This window comes from Jiangella endophytica (assembly GCF_003427025.1).
Classification (GTDB): domain Bacteria; phylum Actinomycetota; class Actinomycetes; order Jiangellales; family Jiangellaceae; genus Jiangella; species Jiangella endophytica.
Window position 1 is genome coordinate 164932 of sequence record NZ_QVAI01000009.1, and the last position, 19855, is coordinate 184786.

Here is a 19855-nt window from a genome sequence, read left to right on the forward strand (position 1 = left end):
CTCAGGTTCCGGAGGTCTGGTCCAGGTCCTTGGTGAAGAAGCGACTGACCTCGGCCCCGCTGTAGTAGCCGTACGGGTCGGCCGGCGCGTACCCGCTGGACTGGTACAGCGACATCGCCTCGGGCTGCTTCAGGCCGGTCTCGAGGACGACGCGGCTGTAACCGGCCTGGACCGCCTGCGCCTCGAGCTCGGCCAGCAGCCGGCGGGCGTGGCCGCCGCCGCGGTGCTCGTGGGCGACGTACATGCGCTTGATCTCGGCGACGCCGTCGTCGTGCCTGCGGAAGCCGCCGGTCGCGACCGGCTCGTTGCCGACGAAGCCGACGAGGAACAGGCCCTCGGGCGGGGTGAACTCCTCGGGGGAGATCGGACCCTCGTCCGGGTCGCCGTAACGCTCGGCGTACTCCAGCTGCAGCTCGCTCTCGAGCGCCCGCACGACGGGGTCGGAGTAGCGCAGTGCACGGATGAACAGGCCGGTGTCGTCGCGGTCGGCCGTCGGCGCCGTGCTCACACGAGCGTCCCGGGCTTGACCTGGGGCTTGGGCAGCCGGAGCCGGCGGAGCTGGGTGGCGCGCGTGATGGCGTACAGCACGTGTCCCTTCCCGGGGTCGTCGGGGAAGCGCTTTCGCACCTCACGCTTCACCCGCATGCCGAGAATCGTCAAGTCGACGATGAGCAGCACCATGACCGCGAGCCAGATGATGGTCGACGCGAACTGGACGACCGGAATGCCGATCAGGCTGGTCAGCAGGATGACCAGGATGAGCGGCAGGAAGAACTCGGCCACCGTGCGGCGGGAGTCGACGTAGTTGCGGATGAACCGCCGCACGTCGCCCTGGTCGCGGGCCAGGTAGTGCTTCTCGTCGCCGGTGTTCATCGCCGCCCTGGTCTTGGCGCGGTCGGCGCGCATGCGCTCGCGGTCGCGGCGCATCGCTTCACGGCGGTTCAGCGCGGGCCGGACCCGCTGCTTGCGGGCCTGTTCGGCCTCGGAACGCTTCGGCGTGGGACGGCCCTTGCCACCGGCGCGGCCGGGGGCGTCCGCGGCTTCGGCGGCGGGGACGTCAGCGGTCTCAGGAGGAGTTCGGCGACGGAACACGTCTACCAGGGTAGGACAGTATTCGCACCGGCCCTGCCACGCCGACGCCCTACGCCGTAGGGTTGGATGGAAACACTGTGTGTGGCAGTGCTCACCAGCTCGAGAAAGGGATACCTGGTCTCATGGGGATCCTCCAGCGAATGTCCATGATCTTCCGGGCGAAGGCCGAGAAGGCGCTCGACCGCGCCGAGGACCCCCGGGAGACTCTCGATTACTCCTACAAGAAGCAGCTCGAGTTGCTTCAGAAGGTGCGCCGCGGCGTGGCCGACGTCGCCACCAGCCGCAAGCGCATCGAGGTTCAGATCACCCAGCTGCAGTCGCAGTCCGGCAAGCTGCAGGAGCAGGCGCAGAAGGCACTGTCGCTCGGCCGCGAGGACCTCGCCCGCGAGGCGCTGACCCGCCGGTCGGGCCTGGAGGGCCAGATCACCGACCTCCAGGCCCAGCACCAGTCGCTGCAGGGCGAGGAGGAGAAGCTCACCCTCGCCGCGCAGCGGCTGCAGGCCAAGGTCGAGTCCTTCCGCACGAAGAAGGAGACCATCAAGGCCAGCTACACCGCGGCCGAGGCGCAGACGCGCATCGGTGAGGCGTTCTCCGGCATCTCCGAGGAGATGAGCGACGTCGGTCTCGCGGTCCAGCGGGCCGAGGACAAGACCGCGAACATGCAGGCGCGGGCCGGCGCCATCGACGAGCTGCTGGCGTCGGGCGCGCTCGACGACCCCACCGGCACGTCGAAGGACGACATCTCCCTCGAGCTGGACCGGCTGGCCTCGACCAGCGACGTCGAGCTGGAGCTGTCGCGCATGAAGCAGGAGCTCACCGGTGGCGCCGAGCCGCCGCGGCAGCTCGAGGGCAACGGTGCGGCGCCGGCCGCCGAGGCGGCCGAGCCGCAGCGGCAGCGCGAGGAGGGCCAGCTGTGATCGTCCGCATCATGGGTGAGGGGCAGTTCGAGGTCGACGACACCCACCTCGACGAGCTCAACCGGCTCGACGACGCCCTGGGCGAGGCCATCGACGGCGGCGACGACGACGCGTTCCGCGCTGCGTTGAAGGCGCTGCTCGACGAAGTCCGCCGGGCGGGCACCGCGGTCGCCGATGACGTCCTGGTCGACAGCGACCTCGTGCTCCCGTACGACGAGGCGCACATCGACGAGGTGCGCGAGCTGCTCACCGACGAGGGCCTGGTCCCGTCCGAGCCGCCCGCCAAGTGACCCGGTGCCGCCGGGTGGGTCCTTGCCGGACCCGCCCCGGCGGCCACGGGAACGAACGGCTGCCAATACCGCGTTGTACTGAGTGAATGCGGTATCGCCGCCGCAGGTAGGAAAGGAAGCAAGCGTTGGCGCGCTCGAGGTTCTCGCCGGACCGCGGTCTGTCGGCCCGGATGGGCCTGACCATGGTCGTTCTGGCTCTGCTCTACGTAGTGCTGATCGCTGCCATCTCCTATGGCACCAGCAGCATCTGGCTCGGCGTCATCATCGGTCTCGGCGTGTTCTGGGGTCAGTGGTACTTCTCCGACAGGCTGGCGCTGGCCGGCATGGGCGCGCGTGAGGTCACGCCGCAGGAGGCGCCCGAGCTGCACGCCATGATCGACCGGCTGTGCGCGCTGGCCGACATGCCGAAGCCGCGGGTCGCCATCGCCGACACCGACATCCCCAACGCGTTCGCCGCCGGCCGCAGCCCCGACCGCGCCGTCGTCGCCGTCACCACCGGGCTGATGCACCGGCTCGACGAGCGCGAGGTCGAGGCCGTCCTCTCCCACGAGCTGTCGCACGTGGCGCACCGCGACGTGCTGGTCATGACCATCGCGTCGGTGGTGGGTGTGCTGGCCGGCTTCCTGACCCGCATGCTGCTGTGGTCCGGGATGAGCCGGAACAATAACAACAACAACGCGGCCGTCATGGTGCTGCTGGTCACCGTCGTCGCGGCCGTGGTCTACGGCGTCAGCTACCTCCTGACCCGGCTGCTCTCGCGCTACCGCGAGCTGGCCGCCGACCGCGCCGGCGCCATCCTCACCGGTCAGCCGTCGGCCCTGGCCAGCGCGCTGACCAAGATCTCCGGCGACATGGCCCGCATCCCGAAGAAGGACCTGCGCGCGGCCGAGCCGTACAACGCGTTCTTCCTGGTCCCGGCGCTGACCGGCAAGATCGGCATCGCGTCGCTCTTCGCCTCGCACCCGCCGCTGGAGAAGCGGCTCGAACAGCTCAGCCGCATCTCCGTCGAGCTGGGCCGGGAGTGACTACGTGGGCATCCTCGACGCCATCTTCGGACGTACCAAGCAGGTCCAACCCAACCTCGACGCCCTGTTCGCGCTGCCCACGGCGGCGCTGACGCTCGAGGCGTCGGCCCAGCAACACCCCACCGGGGTCGGCGCGGTGTGCTTCCGCCAGGTCGAGGGCGGCCCGTTCGCCCGGCTCAAGGCCGACGTCACCACGCTGCTCGGCGGCGCGGAGCCGGAGGAGGTGCACGACGACTACGGCTACACCTGGCTGGTCGTCCGGCGCGAGCCGTCGCAGATGTCCGAGCTGTGCACCGACCTCCACGCGGTGAACTCCACCCTCGAGGAGGCCGGTTTCGGCCCGTCGCTGCTGTGCACCACCATCGGCCTGCGCGACGACGACGGCCGCAGCGTCGCCCTGGTGTACCTCTACAAGCGCGGCACGTTCTACCCGTTCGCGCCTCTCGACGCGCGGCGGCAGGAGCGCGACAACGCGCTGGAGCTGCAGGTGCGCGCGCTGGTGGGCGGCGATCTCCCGATCGAGCCCGACGTCAGCCGCTGGTTCCCGGTCTGGGGCGCGCCCGGCGTCTGACGCTCACGGGGGAGTGAGCGGCCCGACGCGCCCGCCGGGCGTTCGTCAGTCCTTGACGGCGACGCCGCCGGGCAGCGCGAGCATGCGGTCCAGTGCGACCTGCGCCCCAGACGAACGGATGGGCGCTTCACGTGGCCGTGACCGTTTGACCCGCGGCTCCGCGGCCTCAGAACGGACAGCTGTCTGGATACTCGCCCACATCACCAGGCGATCTCCTGCTCTACCAGGCATGCATGCCTGGCAGAGCACCAGAACGCCTGGTGTAGTGACGTGCGACCCGGCGTTCGGTGTGCCGGGCCGGCCGGAACCGGCCGAGCCGGCGCGTTCGAGCGCCGGCCACGGATCGGGTCGGCGAGCCCGAACGCTCACGGGCGGCACGACATCTGGTGTCGCAACCCGGCTGCGATCGCGGCGACGGGAGAGCGCCCCTCGTCCCTGAGCCGGGACGAGGCGCGCCCGCCGGGTGTTCGTCAGTCCTTGACGGCGCCGCTGCCGGGCAGCGCGAGCATGCGGTCGAGCGCGACCCGAGCCCAGTGGGTGGTGTCGGGGTCGACCTCGATGCGGTTGACGACGCGGCCCTCGACCAGGTTCTCCAGCGCCCACACCAGGTGCGGGAGGTCGATGCGGTTCATGGTGGCGCAGAAGCAGACCGTCTTCTCGAGGAACACGACGGTCTTGTCGGGGTGCTCGGCGGCCAGCCGCTTGACCAGGTTGAGCTCGGTGCCGACGGCCCACGCCGAGCCGGCCGGCGCCGCCGCGATGGTCTTGATGATGTACTCCGTCGACCCGACGTAGTCGGCGCCGGTGACGACCTCGTGCTGGCACTCGGGGTGGACCAGCACGTTGACGTCGGGGATGCGGGCCCGGACGTCGGCCACCGACTCGGCGGTGAACCGGCCGTGCACCGAGCAGTGCCCCTTCCAGAGCAGCATCTTCGCCGCGCGCAACTGCTCGTCGGTGACACCGAAGCCCGGCTGGTGCGGGTCGACGACCACGCAGTCGTCCAGCGACAGGCCCAGCTGCAGGACGGCGGTGTTGCGGCCCAGGTGCTGGTCGGGAAGGAACAGCACCTTCTCGCCCTGCTCGAATGCCCACTCCAGGGCCTGCTTGGCGTTGCTGGACGTGCAGACGGCGCCGCCGTTGCGGCCGCAGAACGCCTTGATGTCGGCGGAGGAGTTCATGTACGTGATGGGGACGGTCGCGCCCGCGACGCCGGCCTCCTCGAGCCGCGCCCACGCGTCCTCGACCTGCAGGATGCGGGCCATGTCGGCCATGGAGCAGCCGGCCGCGAGGTCGGGCAGGACGACCTGCTGGTGGTCGCCGGTCAGGATGTCGGCCGACTCGGCCATGAAGTGCACGCCGCAGAAGACGATGTACTCGGCGTCGGGACGGCCGGCGGCGTCGCGGGCGAGCTTGAAGGAGTCGCCGGTGACGTCGGCGAACTGGATGACCTCGTCGCGCTGGTAGTGGTGCCCCAGCACGAACACCCGGTCGCCCAGCGCCGCGCGGGCCTTGCGGGCGCGCTCGACGAGATCGGGGTCGCTGGCGGCGGGCAGGTCGCCCGGACACTCCACGCCGCGTTCGCTCTGCGGGTCGGCACCGCGCCCCAGCAGGAGCAGTGGGACGGGTGTCGACGGGGTGTGGGTCACGGTCACGGCTCGTCAGCCCTTCCTCCGGCAGTCGGCGCCAACGACGTCGTGGGCGTCCGGCCGCGTCGCTTCGGCGCTGGTGACAACACGCGCCGTCTCCATCATCGTCCCACCTTGTTCGCGTCGCGCCGCCGCCAAGGGCGGCCCGGCTCAGCCGAACGCGGTGGACGGGACGTACGGCGCCGGCGGCCGCATGTGTCGTAGCGCCAGGTAGGCGTCCTGTTCGACGCGCAGACCAGCGGCGAGGCCGACGTCGACGGCCCACTCCTGGTCCGATGTGAGATTTCGCACGTCGGTGGGCGAGCCGGGCGCGGTGCGGGCCAGCGCCTCCCACAGCAGCCGTTGCGCCACCGCGCGGTTCGTCGCGGCCAGCTGCGTCACGCCCCAGTCGGCGACGTACGCGTAGCCGCTGCCGGTCAGCAGGTCGCAGACCAGCAGCGTGCTGTGCTCCTGGACGAACGCCTGGTCGGGACGGTGCGTGGCGCCGCGCACCCGCCGGTCCACGGAGTCCACGAGGTCGGCGTCCGCCGTGGTGCCGGCACGCACGCTGTCGACCGCGGGCAGCGCGGACCGGTCGACCACACCGGTGAGGCGCATGGTCGGGTACAGCGTGAACCCGGCCCGCCGGTAGCGCCGCAGTGCCTGCGGGTCGGGTCGGGCCGTCAGCATGCCGCGCAGGCAGCCGGCGCCGTAGCCGACGGCGGCGTCGAGGAGCGCGGTGCCGATGCCCTGGCCCTGGTGGCGGGGGTGGACGGCGTACGCGGACAGGATCCACAGCAGGTCGCGGCGCAGCGAGATCGCCACCCCGATGACCGGGCCGGCCTCCCCGGTGGGCCCGTAGCCGGCGTCGTCGGCCACCCAGCAGCCGCCGGGATCGGTCGTCAGCAGGTGCCGGACCCGATCGCACCAGCGGCGCCGCCAGTCGTCGCTGCGGTCGGTGTCGTAGGCGAGCGCCGTCAGCCGCTCCACCGCTTCGGCGTCCTCGGGGCGCATCGGCCGGATCCGCATGTCTCCACATCACCAGGTCCGGCGCCGATGCACCAGTGGCTCGGCGGCCGTACGTGGAGTCCAGCAGCCGCCGCGTGTGGTCGACGTGTGCGGTCATCAGAGCGGCGGCGCGGTCGGGGTCGGCCGTCGCCGGCGCCGCGTGCGGGGCCATGAGGCCAGGTGTTCTGGTGCTCCACTAGGCATGCATGCCTGGTGGAGCGGGAGAACGCCTGGTGGTGTACGCGATCGTTGATGATCATCGTTGTGCTCGGCCGGCAGTTCCTCTCGCAGGTGCTCGCCCGGTGCCAGGACGCCGTCGACGATCAGCTGCTCGAACTCCGGCCGGACCCGGTCGTGCAGTGGCCCGCCGCGGGCGAGCGGCCGCCAGTCGGGTGTCATCCTCGCCATCCGGCCCCTTCTCAGCCCGGCCCCATCTCCTCGCGGTCGAAGATGACCTCGCCACGGACGTAGGTCGTTCGAACGCACAGCTCGGGGTCCAGCACGACGATGTCGGCCATCCGTCCGGGCGTCAGCCGGCCGCGGTCGTCCAGGCCGAGCGACTCGGCCGGCACGGCGGAGGCCATCCGCAGGGCGTCGGAGAGCGAGACGCCGCCGTCGCGGACGAGGACGCGCAGCGCGTCGCCCAGCCGGGTGACGCTGCCGACGACAGCGCCGTCGAGCGTCCGCGGCTCGGACTCGGTGACGTCCACCACGGTGCCGTCCCAGCGCCGCTGCCGCCCGGGCGGCAGACCCGCCACGTCGCATCCGTCGCTGACCAGCATGAGCCGCTCCCATCCGGCGACGTCGAGAGCGAAGCGGAGCATCTCGGGCGCGACGTGGACGCCGTCGCCGATCAGTTCGCAGCGCACCCGCGGGTCGGTGAGCAGCGCCGGGACCGGGCCCGGCGCGCGGTGATCGATCGGCGGCAGCTCGTTGAACAGGTGCGCCGCGCGGTCCAGCCCGCGCCCGATGGCGGCCTTGGCCTGCTGGAACGACGCTCCGGAGTGGCCGAGCGAGGGGTGCACGCCGGCGTCGGCGAGCCGGGCGACGGTGTCCATGCCGTCGGGCAGCTCGGGCGCGAGCGTCACCACGCGGACGGCGCCGTCGCCGGCCTCCAGCAACGCGTCGACGGCCTCGGGGGACGGCAGCCGCAGGTGCTCCTCGCGGTGGGAGCCGCGGTGGGCCGCGGCGAGGAACGGTCCCTCGACGTGGACGCCCAGCATCTCGATGCCCAGGCCGCCGGCCAGCCGGCCGCGCAGCGCCGCCAGCCCGGCCAGCGTGCGGTGCAGCTGGTCGGCGTCGACGCTGGTCGTGGCCGCGAGGCAGGCCGTGACGCCGCCCGCGGCCAGCCAGCGTGAGACCCGGGTCCCGGTCGCGGCGTCCGCGCTCATGACGTTCGCGCCCAGCCCGCCGTGCACGTGGGTGTCGACGAAACCCGGCGCGACGATGTGGCCGGTGACGTCGTGGACGACGTCGACGCGGACGGCGTCGTCCGGCCCGGTGCCCGCGGGGACCTCGCCGGCGGCGATGGTCTGGATGACGCCGTTGCCGAACACGACCGTGCCGGGTGCCAGTCGTCCGTCGGACCACAGCAGCGTCCCGCCGGTGAGTGCCGTGCGCATGGGCTTGCCGGGTCGCGGGGGACGGTGCTCCCTGCCGGGATGGTCGCCGGGCGACGACCCGCCTCCGGCCGAAGCCGTCACGGCACACCTCCGAGCCGCACGCCGGTCAGGGCGGCGACCACAGCGTCTGACTCAGACCGCACCAGCGCGATCCCACTTTCGTAGCCGCTGGTCATGTCACTGCCCGGACGATACCCGGCATAGTCACCCGTCTAACCAGTGGGACGGGAGGGATCCGGAGCGGCGGGCCGAGGCACCGATACGGCACACTTCAGAGCCATGCGGATCCTGGTTGCACCGGACAAGTTCGCCGGCACGCTCACCGCCGTCGAGGCCGCCGACGCCATCGCCGAGGGCTGGCGCCGGTCCGTGCCCGACGACGAGGTCGTCACGGTCCCGATGGCCGACGGCGGGCCCGGCTTCGTCGACGTCCTGCACTCCAGCCTGGGCGGCGAGCTGCTCGCGTCGACCGTCGCCGGCCCGCTCGGCGAGCCGGTCCCGGCGACGTTCCTGCTGGCCGGCGACGTCGCGTACATCGAGTCTGCGCAGGCCTGCGGGCTGGCGCTGCTGCCGCTGGGCGACGACGGCCGCACGCCGGTCCCGGGCGTCGCGGCTCGGGCGTCGACGTACGGCGTCGGCGAGCTGATCGCGCACGCCGTCGACGCCGGAGCCCGGCGGGTGGTGGTCGGGCTGGGCGGGTCGGGGACCAACGACGGCGGCGCCGGACTGCTCGCTGCCCTCGGCGCGGGGGCGAAGCCCGACGGCGCGCTGGGCGGCGGACCGGAGGCGCTGGCCGGGCTGAGCGAGCTGGACGTCGCGCCCGCGAAGGCGCGGCTCACCGGCGTCGAACTGGTCGCCGCGTCCGACGTCGACAACCCTCTGCTCGGGCTGCGCGGCGCCACCAACGTCTTCGGCCCGCAGAAGGGCCTGGTCAGCGACGCCGACAGGCTGGCCGCCGACGCCGCGCTGACCACGTTCGCCGAGCTGGCCGACCGGCGGGTCGCCGATCACCGGGGCGCGGGTGCGGCGGGTGGGCTGGGGTACGCGCTGCTGCTGCTCGGCGGCGTCCGCGAGCCCGGCTTCGACACCGTCGCGCACGCCGTCGGCCTGCCCGACCTCGTCTCCGGCGTCGACCTCGTCATCACGGGCGAGGGGAAGCTGGACTGGCAGTCGATGAGCGGCAAGGTGGTCTCCGGGCTGGCCGCGCTGGCCGGCCCGGCGCTGCGCCCGTGCCTCGCGTTCGCCGGCGCCGTGCAGGTCGGCAACCGCGAGCTGCGCGCCAACGGCATCGAGGCCGCGTACGCCATGGTCGACATGGTCGGCGCCGAGGAGTCGTTCGGGCGGCCGCGGGAGAGCCTGGCGGCCGTCGCCGAGCGGGTGGCGAAGACCTGGAGCCGGTGACACGTCGATCAGGGTCGAGCCGGAAGGAATGTCATTCCGGCGGGTCGCGTTGTAGCGTGGAGACGTAGTCGACCTCGGAGCAGGAGAACGAGATGACGGTTCAGGAACAGGTCGCCGACGGTGTCGTGCTGACTGACGGCGCGGCTTCCAAGGTGAAGGCGCTGCTCGACCAGGAGGGCCGCGACGACCTGGCGCTGCGCATCGCCGTTCAGCCCGGCGGCTGCTCGGGTCTGCGCTACCAGCTGTTCTTCGACGAGCGGTCGCTCGACGGCGACGTCGTGAAGGACTTCAGCGGCGTCAACGTCGTGGTCGACCGCATGAGCGCCCCCTACCTCGGCGGCGCCACCATCGACTTCGTCGACAGCATCGAGAAGCAGGGGTTCACCATCGACAACCCCAACGCCGGCGGGTCGTGTGCCTGCGGCGACTCCTTCCACTGAGCTATCGGAGGGGCTGACGCCGGACCTCACGGCCGGCGCCACCCGCTTCCACCGAAAGCCCTCGGCGCCGCCGGGGGCTTCTCGCTGTCCGGCATCAGTGCAGGCGGCGGACGGTGTACGCGTCGTCGTCGGCGCCCAGGTACTCGTGTGAGCGCATGCGGCACCACGCCGGCACGTCCGACGCGGCCGCGGGGTCGTCGGCCAGCACCGTCACCGTGGCGCCGACCTCGACGTCGACGATGTGCCTGGCCAGCTCGATGATCGGCAGCGGGCAGCGCATGCCGCGGCAGTCGAGCACGAGTGTCGCGTCGGTCACAGTGCCTCCAGCCCGGCCCGCAGCCGGGTGACGACGTCCACCACCGCCGCGAGGAAGCGGTCGACGTCGGCGCGGGTGGCGTCGCGGGTCAGCGACACCCGCACGTTGCCGTGCGTCAGCGCGCCCATCGCCGCCAGCACGTGGCTGGGCCGCAGCGTGCTCGACGTGCAGGACGAGCCGCTGGAGATCGCGAACCCGGCCCGGTCCAGCTCGGTCACCAGCGCCTCACCGTCGAGGTAGAGGCACGAGAACGTCACCAGGTGCGGCAGCCGCCGCGTCGGGTGGCCGACGACGTCGACGTCGGCGAGCAGCTCCGGGACGCGGGTGCGGATGTGGTCGACCAGCTCGCGCTGCCGTCCGGCGACGGCCTCCGCTTCCTCCCAGCGGGCCCGCAACGCCGCAGCGGCCGCCAGCGCGCCGGGCACGTTCTCGAACCCCGGCGCCCGGCCGCCGCCGCGCTCGTCCTCGGGCAGGGGAGAGCGCCAGCGCACGTCGCGCCGGATCGCCAGCACGCCCACCCCGGCCGGGCCGCCCCACTTGTGCGCGCTGGCCGCCAGCACCGACCAGCGTCGGGGGAGCGCCACGCGGCCGGCCGCCTGCGCGGCGTCGACCAGCAGCGGCACGCCCCGCTCCGCGCACCGCTCGCCCACCTCGTCGACCGGCTGGACGGTGCCGACCTCGTGATTGGCCGCCTGCAGGCAGGCCAGCGCGGTGTCGTCGTCCACGGCATCGGCGAACCGCGCGGGGTCGACCAGGCCGTCGCGGTCGACACCCACCTCCGTCGTCGTCGTGCCGTCGTGCCTGGCCAGATGGGCGGCGGACTGCAGCACGGCCGAGTGCTCGACGGCGGAGACCGCGACCGCCCGGGGGCCGCCGCCCTGCCGCCGCCGGGCCGCGACCGTCCCCAGCATCCCCAGCTGGATCGCCTGTGTCCCGCTGGCAGTGAACGTCACCTCGTCCGGCCGGGCGCCCACCACCGCGGCGACCACCTCGCGGGCGTTGTCCAGCAGCAGCCGGGCCCGCCGGGCCGAGCCGTACAGGCGGGCGGGATCGGCCCAGCCCTCGTCCGCGGCGGCCAGCAGGACCTCGCGCGCGGCGGGGTGCAGCGGTTCCGTCGAGGCCGCGTCGAAGTACCCCGGCGGGGTGGCGCCGGACTGCTCCGACACGCCGCGCGTGCTCATCGAGTACCTCCCGGAATGACGGCGAAGGGCAACCGCTAGGGTTGGGCGCGACAGGTGAAGTTTGCTCTCGCCACGGTGCCGGTTGCCAATCCGCCCGGCTGGCGAGCGGGTCGAAAGAGAAGGGCGCCTCGTGAGTCAGTCTGGCAGGGTCCGACCGGCGCGTCGCCGGGCCGCGACCGCCGCCGTTCTCCTCCTCGGCACGATCCTCGTGCTGGGTGGTTGCTCGGCACAGCAGCGCGACGAATGGTCGCGGCTGGCACTCCCTGAGCCGGCAACGCAGGAGACGCCGCTGATCGGCAACCTGTGGATCGGTGCCTGGATCGCCGCGTTCGCGGTCGGTGCCCTGGTGTGGGGCCTCATCATCTGGGCGGTCATCGCCTACCGCCGCCGCGACGACGAACTGCCGAAGCAGACGCGGTTCAACATCCCGATCGAGTTCCTCTACACGGTCGCGCCGCTGTTCGTGCTGGTCCCGCTCTTCTACTTCACGGCCGACCACCAGGAGCAGCTCACCGACACGTCGGCCGAGCCCGACCTCGTCGTCAACGTCATCGGCCAGCAGTGGTCGTGGACGTTCAACTACATGGACGAGGACGTCCACGACGTCGGCACCATCAACGACCGGCCCACGCTGGTCCTGCCGATCAACCAGACCGTCCGCTTCGATCTCGAGTCGCCCGACGTCATCCACTCGTTCTGGATCCCGGCGTTCTACATGAAGATGGACGTCATCCCGGGCCACCCCAACGCGTTCCAGGTGACGCCCGACCGCGAGGGCTCCTACGCGGGCCGCTGCGCCGAGCTGTGCGGCGCCTACCACCAGTCCATGCTGTTCAACGTCGATGTCGTCTCCGAGCAGGAGTACCAGGACCACATCGAGCAGCTGCGCGAGTCCGGCCAGGAGGGCATCATCGAGCCGCCGATCCGCGGTGCCTACGACGACGAGGTGCTGGACGACACCAACACGGGGGGTGACCACGAGTGACGACGTATCTGGAGCGCACCGCCGCAGCCGGCGCCGTCGCCCGGCCGACGCGCAAGGGCAACGTGGTCGTCCGCTGGATCACGTCCACCGACCACAAGATCATCGGGTACATGTACCTGATCGCGTCGTTCGGGTTCTTCCTGTTCGGCGGCGTGCTGGCGTTGTTCATCCGGGCCGAGTTGTTCTCGCCCGGGCGCCAGGTGGTCAGCGACGAGATGTACAACCAGCTGTTCACCATGCACGGCACGATCATGCTGCTGTTGTTCGCGACACCGTTGTTCATCGGCTTCGGCAACATCATCGTGCCGTTGCAGATCGGCGCGCCCGACGTCGCGTTCCCGCGTCTGAACATGTTCAGCTTCTATCTGTTCGTGTTCGGCGGGCTGATCGTCTGCGCCGGGTTCATCACCCCGGGCGGTGCCGCCGACTTCGGCTGGTTCGCCTACGCGCCCTTGCACAACACCGTCTACAGTCCGAACGTCGGTGGCGATCTCTGGGTCGCCGGACTGGCGATGAGCGGTTTCGGCACCATCTTCGGCGCCGTCAACTTCATCACCACGATCGTCTGCATGCGGGCGCCCGGCATCACGATGTTCCGGATGCCGATCTTCACGTGGAACATCCTCATCACCAGCATCCTGGTGCTGATCGCGTTCCCGCTGCTGGCGGCCGCGCTGTTCGCGATGTTCGCCGACCGCAACCTCGGCACCCACATCTACGACCCCACAGCAGGTGGTGCGGTCCTCTGGCAACACCTGTTCTGGTTCTTCGGCCATCCCGAGGTCTACATCATCGCGTTGCCGTTCTTCGGCATCATCACCGAAGTCATACCGGTGTTCAGTCGAAAACCGTTGTTCGGCTACAAGGGACTGGTCTTCGCGACGCTGTCCATCGCGGGTCTGTCCGTCGCGGTGTGGGCGCACCACATGTTCGTCACCGGAGCGGTGAACCTCCCGTTCTTCGCGGCCATGACCATGCTCATCGCGATCCCGACGGGGCTGAAGTTCTTCGCCTGGATCGGCACCATGTGGCGCGGCTCCATCACGTTCGAGACACCGATGCTGTTCTCCATCGGTTTCCTCGTCACGTTCCTGTTCGGCGGCCTGACCGGCATCATCCTGGCGTCGCCGCCGCTGGACTTCCAGGTCTCCGACTCCTACTTCGTGGTGGCACACTTCCACTACGTCGTGTTCGGCACGGTCGTGTTCGCGATGTTCGCCGGGTTCTACTTCTGGTGGCCCAAGTTCACCGGCCGCATGCTGAACGAACGCCTCGGAAAGATCCATTTCTGGCTGCTGTTCATCGGCTTCCACGGCACGTTCATGGTGCAGCACTGGCTGGGCGTCGAGGGCTTCCCGCGTCGCTACTCCGACTACGCACCCGACGACGGGTTCACGTTCCTCAACCAGTTCTCCTCGGTGTTCGCGTTCGTCCTGGCCGCCTCCACGCTGCCGTTCCTGTGGAACGTGTGGCAGACCCGGCTGGCGCCCAAGGTCGAGGTCGACGACCCCTGGGGCTTCGGCAACTCACTCGAATGGGCCACCTCCTGCCCGCCGCCGCGGCACAACTTCACGTCGCTGCCGCGGGTGCGCAGCGAGCGGCCCGCGTTCGACCTCAAGTACCCCGAGGTCGCGGGCATCTCACAGAAGAAACCGGTCGGTGCCGGACCACTCACCCAGACACTCGGCCCGCCTGATGTCGAGGAGGACACCAAGTGAAGATCGAAGGCGTGATCTTCGCCATCGTGGCGGTCTTCTGCGCGGTGGTCACCCCCGTCTACTGGTTCATGTCCGAGGACCCGACCGGCACGACCGCGCTCGTGCTGACGTTCGGTCTCGGTGCCATGATCGCGTTCTACTTCCTGCTGCTGTCGCGGCGCATGCCTCCTCGTCCGGAGGACCGCGACGGCGAGGTCGAGGAGCTGGCCGGCGAGTACGGCTTCTACAGCCCGCACTCGTGGTGGCCGCTGGCCGCCGCGGGCGCCGTGTCGGTGGTGTTCATCGGCCTGGTGTTCGCGTGGTTCATCTTCATCATCGGCGTCGCGCTGGCCGCTATCGCTTCCATCGGCTGGGTGTTCGAGTACTACCGGGGCGAGTTCGCCCACTGAGGTCGTTCGTCGCGCCGCCCGCAGGTCTGCCTACCTGCGGGCGGCGTCTTGTTGTCGGCCGGCGTCTTCCGCTGCGGCCGCCGAGGTTTCGGCGTGGCCGTCACGGGTTAACTCTGTGATGTAGGCCCCGCCCGACATCCTTCGGAGGAGGTCGTGATGTTGACTCACCCTCTGACGGCGAAGCTCCGCCGCGTGGACGACTCCCTGCGCACCCTCGTCGAACGCCGCGACGACAGCGACGACCCTGCCGACGCCCTGGAGGCGGCCGAGTCCATCGACCACCTGCTCGACGAACGCCTCGCCCTCATGAGAACCCGCGACGGCGGCCCGGAGCTCGCCGCCGCCGACCGTCGCCGCTGACGTCGCCGGGCGGCGCAGGCCGGCCCGCGCAGGCCGGCCCGCCGATCATTGATCGCGCGGGCGTGGGCGGGTCACCGGGCGGCGGCCGGGTTCCTGCTTCGGTGGAACCTGCTCGTCCGGAGCGGTGGGTTCGGGTAGGTTCGCGGCTTCGTACTCCGCCAGTGCCCGGCCGGCGGTCGCGCCGGGCAGCGTCGGCGGGTCAGCGGGCCGTCCGCGGAACCGGAAGGCCGATGTGAGGTCACCGAAGGTCCGGCGTCGCCAATCGCTGATGTTCGGACTCCGGACGCCGGTCACCTGCTCGAGGAACCGCAGATTCGACGTGTGGTCGAAGGGCTCACTGCACACCCAGCCTCCGGCGGTCCAGGGCGAGACGATGATGCACCCCACGCGGAATCCTGCGCCCAGGGGAAGCCCTGCGCCATCGACGCCACCGGGCGAGGTCAGCCAGCTGAACTCCTCGGGGGTTCCCTCCGGCGGCGTGGGCGGGGGGACGTGGTCGAACATGCCGCCATGCTCGTCCCAGACCACGATGAATGCCGTCTTGGCCCAGACCACGGGGTTGGCGGCGATCGCGTCGATCTTTCCGGCGATGAACTCGGCGCCGGCGGCCGGCATGCCCTGATTCGGGTGCTCGTTCTGGCCTGGTCCCGGAAAGAGCCAGCTCACCGTCGGCAACTGATCATTCAGCGCGTCGTACTCGAACTGCCCGACCTGGGTGACTTGCGTGTTCTGACGCAATGGCGACGTCTCCGGAGCGTCCTGGTAGCCCTTGAACCAGCCGATCTGGCTCTGCATCCCGCCGTCGACCCAGTAGTGCTTCCAGCTGACGCCGGCTTCGGTCAGGGTCTCGGCGTAGGTCTGCCACCCGTTGACGTTCATGGCGTTGGTCAGGATCGGCCCGCCGGCCTTTCCATCGGGATCGACCGTGCCGCTCTCCCACATGACCCGGTTCGGCGTGGTCGAGCCCAGGATCGAGCAATGATAGTGGTCGCAGATGGTGAATGCGTCCGCGAGTGCCCGGTGGAACGGGATGTCCTGTTCTTCGAAGTACCCCATGAGTCGTGGAATGTGCTCTTTGTTGCCTTTGAAGTACCGGTAGCTCGACGGGAGCCACAGGTCCATCTTCCCGTTGTTCCACGCCATGTGCGACGGATCCCACGCGTAGTCCCCGGCTGTCGGCATGCCCTGTGCCGAGGTGGTGTGCGTGTCCAGATGGAAGGGGAGCTGATAACCGGCCGGATTCTTGTCCGTCGGTTGATAGAACACGCTCCGGCCGGTGGGCAACTGGATCGCGTCCGGATCGGAGAAGCCGGCGATCCCCGACATCGTGCCGAAGTAGTGGTCGAAGCTGCGATTTTACTGCATGAGCAGCACCACATGCTTGATGTCACGCAACGACGGCCGGTGTCCGGACGACTCCGTGGCCGCCAGCGCCCGGCCGACATTCGGAGCCAGCGACGTCAGGGCCGCCGCTCCAGTCGCCGCCGCACCGCTCAGGAGGCGGCGACGCGTCAGCGACATTCCCTGGGAAGTCCGTTCGCTTTCATTCATGGAAGCCTCGTGGCTCCTTTCGTTTCCGTATAGACCCGGAAACATGGACACTCTGGTCATCCACCCTGGCGGCACGCTATTCGGGCGATCCGAACACCACCGCCACGCCGTGGTGACGGCCGCGTGATATTCAGGTGTCCAGCGAGCGGGAGATCAGTGCCAGATGATCAGCTTGTTGCTGCACTCGTATCCCGCGGTCACCGGCCAGGTGCAGGCGATGGCCATGCCGCTGACCGGCACACCCGCGGGACACCAGCGCAGCCGTCAACCGTCGGCCGGGTGCGGGCACAGCCAGGGCCGCTGGCCGGAGCGCGACCTCCACCTGGCGGCGCAGGTGTTCGCCACCCGGGCGCGGCCGGAGGCGGCGCTCCGGAGCCCTTCTGTCGTCCTGTTGGCGTCGGCCGGGTCGGTTCAGGGCTCGGGGACCGGCCGCGCGATGTCGTCACACGTCACGTCCAGGGCCTCCCGCTGCTGCGCCCCTTCGCCCGCGACGCGCTCCGTCGCCGAGCCGGCCGGCGCCGGGGCCGGCTCCCGCTCCTTGTCCTTCGACGTCGCGAGGACGGAGCCGACGAGGATGAGGCCGAACCCGACCCCCGTGAACACCGTGATCCGCTCGTCCAGCACCGCCACACCGAGCAGCAGTGCCACCGCCGGGTTCACGTAGGTGATGACGGTCGCCCGGCTCGGTCCGACCTCCGCCACCAACGCGAAGAACACCAGGAACGCCGCCACCGTGCACACGACGCCGAGTCCGGTGACGCTGAGCCAGACCTCGCCCGACAGCGGCTCGCCGGGCCACTGGGCCAGTCCGAGGGGCAGGTACAGCACCGCCGACGCCGTCAACGACGCCGCCATGACCCCGAGACCGGGCAGTTGCGACAGCCACCGCGAGAGGATGATCGGCCCGACGGCGTAGCAGACCGCGGTCCCGGCCACCGCGAGCACCGGCGCCGGGCTGCTCGCCTCGACGTCGAAGCCGACCAGTGCGGCGACGCCGGCGAACCCGACCAGCAGGCCGGCCTGCCGGCGCCGGCCCGGCCGCTCGGTGCCCATCGTCCACACCAGCACGGCCCCGACCAACGGCACCGCGGCGACGAGCAGGCCGGTCAGCGAGCTGGACAGCTCCTGCTCGGCGTACCCCAGCAGGTACCACGGGATGCAGACCTCGATGAGCGTGAAGGCGAGCAACGGCCGCCAGTGCGGGATCAGCGGGCGCAGGTACCCCCGCCGCGCCGCCAGCGGTAGCAGCAGCGCCGCGCCGATCGCCGTCCGCGCCAGCACGATCGACGCCGGTGACAACTCGTCGACGGCCACCTTGATGAGCATGTAGGGGATTCCCCAGATGACCCCCAGCGCGACGAAGAGCATCCACCCTCGACGGGACACACCGGCCTCCTCGACCCTCGCGCGCCCCACCGGAACGCGTCATCCACAGCGAATCTTGGCGGCGGCAGTTGTCCACATTTCAGCGATCGGCGGTTGAGCCGGAAGAGCTGGCGGGGGAGTGTCGCCTCCATGAAGATACGCGAACACCTCAACGCCACGGCCACGGCGGGCGACCCGGGCGAGCTCCTGGCCGCCGTCCCGCACCTCATGGGCTTCCACCCGCAGTCGAGCATCGTCGTCGTCCACGTCGACCTGGAGCAGCGGCGCACCGGCGCGCTCATGCGGCTCGACCTGCCCGCCGCCGACGACTACGAGAGCTACGGGGCGCAGCTCGCGTCGCTCATCGAGCGCGGGCAACCCGACGGCATCATCCTGGTCTGCTACGGCGACAGCGGCGCGCCGCCGGGTGGGGGAGTACCACTCGGCGACCGGTCGGCCGCGCCGACGCATCGCGAGCTGCCTCACCGGGCGCTGATCGAGTACGTGCTCGGCGAGCTGGCCGGCGGCCCGGTCGCGGTCCTGGGGACGGCGTACGTCGACGGCGGGCTGTGGTGGACGTACGACTGCGACCATCCCGGCTGCCGTCCCGCCGGGGGCGTGCCGTTGCCCGATCCTTCCGTGGGCGCGGCGGCCGACGTGGCCGCGCGGGCGGCGCTGGCCGGCCGGCGGACGCTGGCGTCGCGGCGCGAGCTCGAGCGTGCCGTGCGTGGCCCGACCGGCGCCGCAGAGAAGGCGATGGTGGCGGTCATCGAGCGGGTCGACCGCGAGCTGGCGGCCGAGGCGCTGGCCGACGGGGTCGAGGCCGTCAGAGACCGGACGCTGGCGCTCGCACGGTCGCAGCTGACGCTGTTCGCCGAGGGCCGCTCCGACCCGTCCGACGACGAGGTCGCGCGGCTGAGCCTCGGCGCGGCCGACCTCCTGGTGCGCGACCAGTTCCTGGCGCTCCACGGCGCCGATCCAGCCGCCTGGCTGGGCCTGCTCACCACACTGGCCCGGCGCACGCCCGACGCACGGGCGGCGGCCATCTGCAGTGTCGTGGCCTGGGTCGCCTACCAGCAGGGCGACGGCGCCCTGGCCAACGTCGCGCTCGACCGCGTGCTGTCGATCGATCCCCGGCACACCATGGCGCAGCTGCTGTGCCACTGCATCGAGGGTCAGGTGAGCCCCAGCCACATCAAGGCGATGACCCGCGACGCCGTCGGTGCGGCGCAGCGGGCGCGAAAGGAGGTGAGTGGAGCTGGGGCAGCCTGACGTGTGTCTCCCACGTCCGTGGTCAACTGCGCGACGCCCAGGCGCCGCTCGCAACGGCGCCGAGACTTCGGAGACACACCTAGAGTCGAGATGTGGGCTCACGGCATTACGCGTTCGCTTCCCGGTGGTGGGTGGCCGCGCCACTCGATGAGACCTGGACGTTCCTGGCCTCTCCCGGGCAGCGCTGGGTCGACTGGTGGCCAAGCCTCGAGACCGCAGACGTCGGATGGACGGCCGATCTCGTCGGCAGCACCGCCACCTGCACCTGGCGCAGCCCGGTCGGGTATCGGCTGACGTTCGCGCTCACGGTGACCGGGGTCGAGCCGGGCCGCCTGGTCGTCCTCGCCGCCGACGGTGACCTGACCGGCACCAGCACGGTCGCGTTCGGCGCCGAGCCCGGTGGCACTCGGCTGGACATCGAGCTGCGCGTGGTCACGACCCGGACCTGGATGAACGCCGCCGGTCCACTGCTCGGCCCGCTCTTCCGGTACGGCCACCGCGTGGTGATGAGTCGTGGTGAGCGAGGACTCCGGCGGGTCCTCGCCGGCGCTGGCGGGTCCACCGAGCCTCCGTCCCCGGACGACCGTCCTTCAGGCGGCGGCCGCGCGGTGTAGATGGGCAGGCCCGGCGGCTCGCTGGTCCGGTGACCAGAAGTCGGGGCGCTGGTCGGTCGGGGCGCGGTTTGTCGCGACGCCGGGTTGGCCGGGGCGTTGTTCGTCGAGCC

Annotated in this window: 20 protein-coding genes and 1 pseudogene; 12 read left to right on the forward strand and 9 right to left on the reverse strand. The window is 71.1% G+C overall.

What is annotated here, in order from left to right; all coding sequences use genetic code 11:
- Position 1: 1 nt before the first annotated feature.
- The gene (locus DZA62_RS18980; RefSeq protein WP_232827533.1) at positions 2-508 is read right to left on the reverse strand and encodes a GNAT family N-acetyltransferase; all 507 of its coding nucleotides are present in this window, start codon (positions 506-508) and stop codon (positions 2-4) included.
- Positions 505-1092, reverse strand: coding sequence for a DUF3043 domain-containing protein (locus DZA62_RS18985; protein WP_116950480.1), 588 nt, complete (start codon positions 1090-1092; stop codon positions 505-507). The genes DZA62_RS18980 and DZA62_RS18985 overlap by 4 nt, the downstream gene beginning before the upstream one ends.
- A gap of 122 nt (positions 1093-1214) precedes the next feature.
- Between DZA62_RS18985 and DZA62_RS18990 the strand changes: the two genes are divergently transcribed.
- From DZA62_RS18990 to pspAB, 4 genes are all read left to right on the forward strand, one after another.
- Positions 1215-2009, forward strand: a complete 795-nt coding sequence (locus tag DZA62_RS18990) for a PspA/IM30 family protein (protein WP_116950481.1) — start codon at positions 1215-1217, stop codon at positions 2007-2009.
- A complete protein-coding gene (gene pspAA, locus DZA62_RS18995) occupies positions 2006-2299 on the forward strand; it encodes a PspA-associated protein PspAA (protein WP_116950482.1) in 294 nt (97 codons plus the stop codon). The genes DZA62_RS18990 and pspAA overlap by 4 nt, the downstream gene beginning before the upstream one ends.
- Positions 2300-2424: 125 nt before the next feature.
- The gene (gene htpX / locus DZA62_RS19000; protein ID WP_116950483.1) at positions 2425-3324 is read left to right on the forward strand and encodes a zinc metalloprotease HtpX; all 900 of its coding nucleotides are present in this window, start codon (positions 2425-2427) and stop codon (positions 3322-3324) included.
- Between the two features lie 4 nt (positions 3325-3328).
- Positions 3329-3895: a PspA-associated protein PspAB gene (gene pspAB, locus DZA62_RS19005; RefSeq protein WP_116950484.1), complete on the forward strand. Its 567-nt coding sequence runs from the start codon at positions 3329-3331 to the stop codon at positions 3893-3895.
- A 470-nt stretch (positions 3896-4365) separates the two neighbouring features.
- On the opposite strand, the gene nadA is transcribed toward pspAB, so the two are convergent.
- The 3 genes from nadA to DZA62_RS19020 all read right to left on the reverse strand — a co-directional run bounded on the left by nadA (position 4366) and on the right by DZA62_RS19020 (position 8234).
- Positions 4366-5544 (reverse strand): quinolinate synthase NadA, encoded by a 1179-nt coding sequence (gene nadA / locus DZA62_RS19010; RefSeq protein WP_198663951.1) that lies wholly within the window; start codon positions 5542-5544, stop codon positions 4366-4368.
- 150 nt (positions 5545-5694) lie between these two features.
- Entirely contained in the window at positions 5695-6552 is an 858-nt protein-coding gene (locus tag DZA62_RS19015; RefSeq protein ID WP_116950486.1) for a GNAT family N-acetyltransferase, read from the reverse strand.
- 398 nt (positions 6553-6950) lie between these two features.
- Positions 6951-8234: an N-acetylglucosamine-6-phosphate deacetylase gene (locus DZA62_RS19020; protein ID WP_157987765.1), complete on the reverse strand. Its 1284-nt coding sequence runs from the start codon at positions 8232-8234 to the stop codon at positions 6951-6953.
- A gap of 198 nt (positions 8235-8432) precedes the next feature.
- Here DZA62_RS19020 and DZA62_RS19025 point away from each other — a divergent pair, with 198 nt between their 5' ends.
- Positions 8433-9554 carry a glycerate kinase family protein gene (locus DZA62_RS19025; RefSeq protein WP_116950488.1) on the forward strand — a complete coding sequence of 374 codons (1122 nt, stop codon included), beginning with the start codon at positions 8433-8435 and terminating at the stop codon, positions 9552-9554.
- Positions 9555-9646: 92 nt separating this feature from the next.
- Positions 9647-9994, forward strand: coding sequence for a HesB/IscA family protein (locus DZA62_RS19030; RefSeq protein ID WP_116950489.1), 348 nt, complete (start codon positions 9647-9649; stop codon positions 9992-9994).
- A 94-nt stretch (positions 9995-10088) separates the two neighbouring features.
- Here the strand turns inward: DZA62_RS19030 and DZA62_RS19035 are convergent, their stop codons facing one another.
- Positions 10089-10274: a sulfurtransferase TusA family protein gene (locus DZA62_RS19035; protein WP_116950609.1), complete on the reverse strand. Its 186-nt coding sequence runs from the start codon at positions 10272-10274 to the stop codon at positions 10089-10091.
- 32 nt (positions 10275-10306) lie between these two features.
- Positions 10307-11491, reverse strand: coding sequence for a cysteine desulfurase family protein (locus DZA62_RS19040; RefSeq protein ID WP_116950490.1), 1185 nt, complete (start codon positions 11489-11491; stop codon positions 10307-10309).
- A gap of 130 nt (positions 11492-11621) precedes the next feature.
- On the opposite strand from DZA62_RS19040, the gene ctaC reads away from it, so the two are divergent.
- The 4 genes from ctaC to DZA62_RS35795 all read left to right on the forward strand — a co-directional run bounded on the left by ctaC (position 11622) and on the right by DZA62_RS35795 (position 14943).
- Entirely contained in the window at positions 11622-12476 is an 855-nt protein-coding gene (gene ctaC / locus DZA62_RS19045; protein ID WP_198663953.1) for an aa3-type cytochrome oxidase subunit II, read from the forward strand.
- Positions 12473-14194 carry an aa3-type cytochrome oxidase subunit I gene (ctaD, locus tag DZA62_RS19050; protein ID WP_116950491.1) on the forward strand — a complete coding sequence of 574 codons (1722 nt, stop codon included), beginning with the start codon at positions 12473-12475 and terminating at the stop codon, positions 14192-14194. Before ctaC ends, ctaD begins: the two co-directional genes overlap by 4 nt.
- On the forward strand, positions 14191-14583 hold the full coding sequence (locus DZA62_RS19055) for a cytochrome c oxidase subunit 4 (RefSeq protein ID WP_116950492.1): 393 nt from the start codon (positions 14191-14193) through the stop codon (positions 14581-14583). Before ctaD ends, DZA62_RS19055 begins: the two co-directional genes overlap by 4 nt.
- A gap of 156 nt (positions 14584-14739) precedes the next feature.
- Positions 14740-14943: a hypothetical protein gene (locus DZA62_RS35795; RefSeq protein ID WP_157987766.1), complete on the forward strand. Its 204-nt coding sequence runs from the start codon at positions 14740-14742 to the stop codon at positions 14941-14943.
- A gap of 45 nt (positions 14944-14988) precedes the next feature.
- Here DZA62_RS35795 and DZA62_RS19060 read toward each other — a convergent pair.
- Positions 14989-16464 (reverse strand): annotated as a pseudogene (locus tag DZA62_RS19060) (alkaline phosphatase family protein).
- A gap of 441 nt (positions 16465-16905) precedes the next feature.
- Positions 16906-17880: a DMT family transporter gene (locus tag DZA62_RS19065; RefSeq protein ID WP_198663955.1), complete on the reverse strand. Its 975-nt coding sequence runs from the start codon at positions 17878-17880 to the stop codon at positions 16906-16908.
- Between the two features lie 129 nt (positions 17881-18009).
- Here DZA62_RS19065 and DZA62_RS19070 point away from each other — a divergent pair, with 129 nt between their 5' ends.
- On the forward strand, positions 18010-19131 hold the full coding sequence (locus DZA62_RS19070) for a DUF4192 domain-containing protein (protein WP_116950494.1): 1122 nt from the start codon (positions 18010-18012) through the stop codon (positions 19129-19131).
- A 131-nt stretch (positions 19132-19262) separates the two neighbouring features.
- On the forward strand, positions 19263-19745 hold the full coding sequence (locus DZA62_RS19075) for an SRPBCC family protein (protein ID WP_116950495.1): 483 nt from the start codon (positions 19263-19265) through the stop codon (positions 19743-19745).
- Positions 19746-19855 lie beyond the last annotated feature (110 nt).

Excerpts from the sequence above, each read along its gene's own strand:
- DZA62_RS19035 (WP_116950609.1), bottom strand. The coding sequence starts at position 10,274 with ATGCGCTGCCCGCTGCCGATCATCGAGCTGGCCAGGCACATCGTCGAC.
- DZA62_RS19070 (WP_116950494.1), top strand. The coding sequence starts at position 18,010 with ATGAAGATACGCGAACACCTCAACGCCACGGCCACGGCGGGCGACCCG.
- DZA62_RS35795 (WP_157987766.1), top strand. The coding sequence starts at position 14,740 with ATGTTGACTCACCCTCTGACGGCGAAGCTCCGCCGCGTGGACGACTCC.
- DZA62_RS18990 (WP_116950481.1), top strand. The coding sequence starts at position 1,215 with ATGGGGATCCTCCAGCGAATGTCCATGATCTTCCGGGCGAAGGCCGAG.
- DZA62_RS19025 (WP_116950488.1), top strand. The coding sequence starts at position 8,433 with ATGCGGATCCTGGTTGCACCGGACAAGTTCGCCGGCACGCTCACCGCC.
- DZA62_RS19015 (WP_116950486.1), bottom strand. The coding sequence starts at position 6,552 with ATGCGGATCCGGCCGATGCGCCCCGAGGACGCCGAAGCGGTGGAGCGG.
- DZA62_RS19040 (WP_116950490.1), bottom strand. The coding sequence starts at position 11,491 with ATGAGCACGCGCGGCGTGTCGGAGCAGTCCGGCGCCACCCCGCCGGGG.
- DZA62_RS19030 (WP_116950489.1), top strand. The coding sequence starts at position 9,647 with ATGACGGTTCAGGAACAGGTCGCCGACGGTGTCGTGCTGACTGACGGC.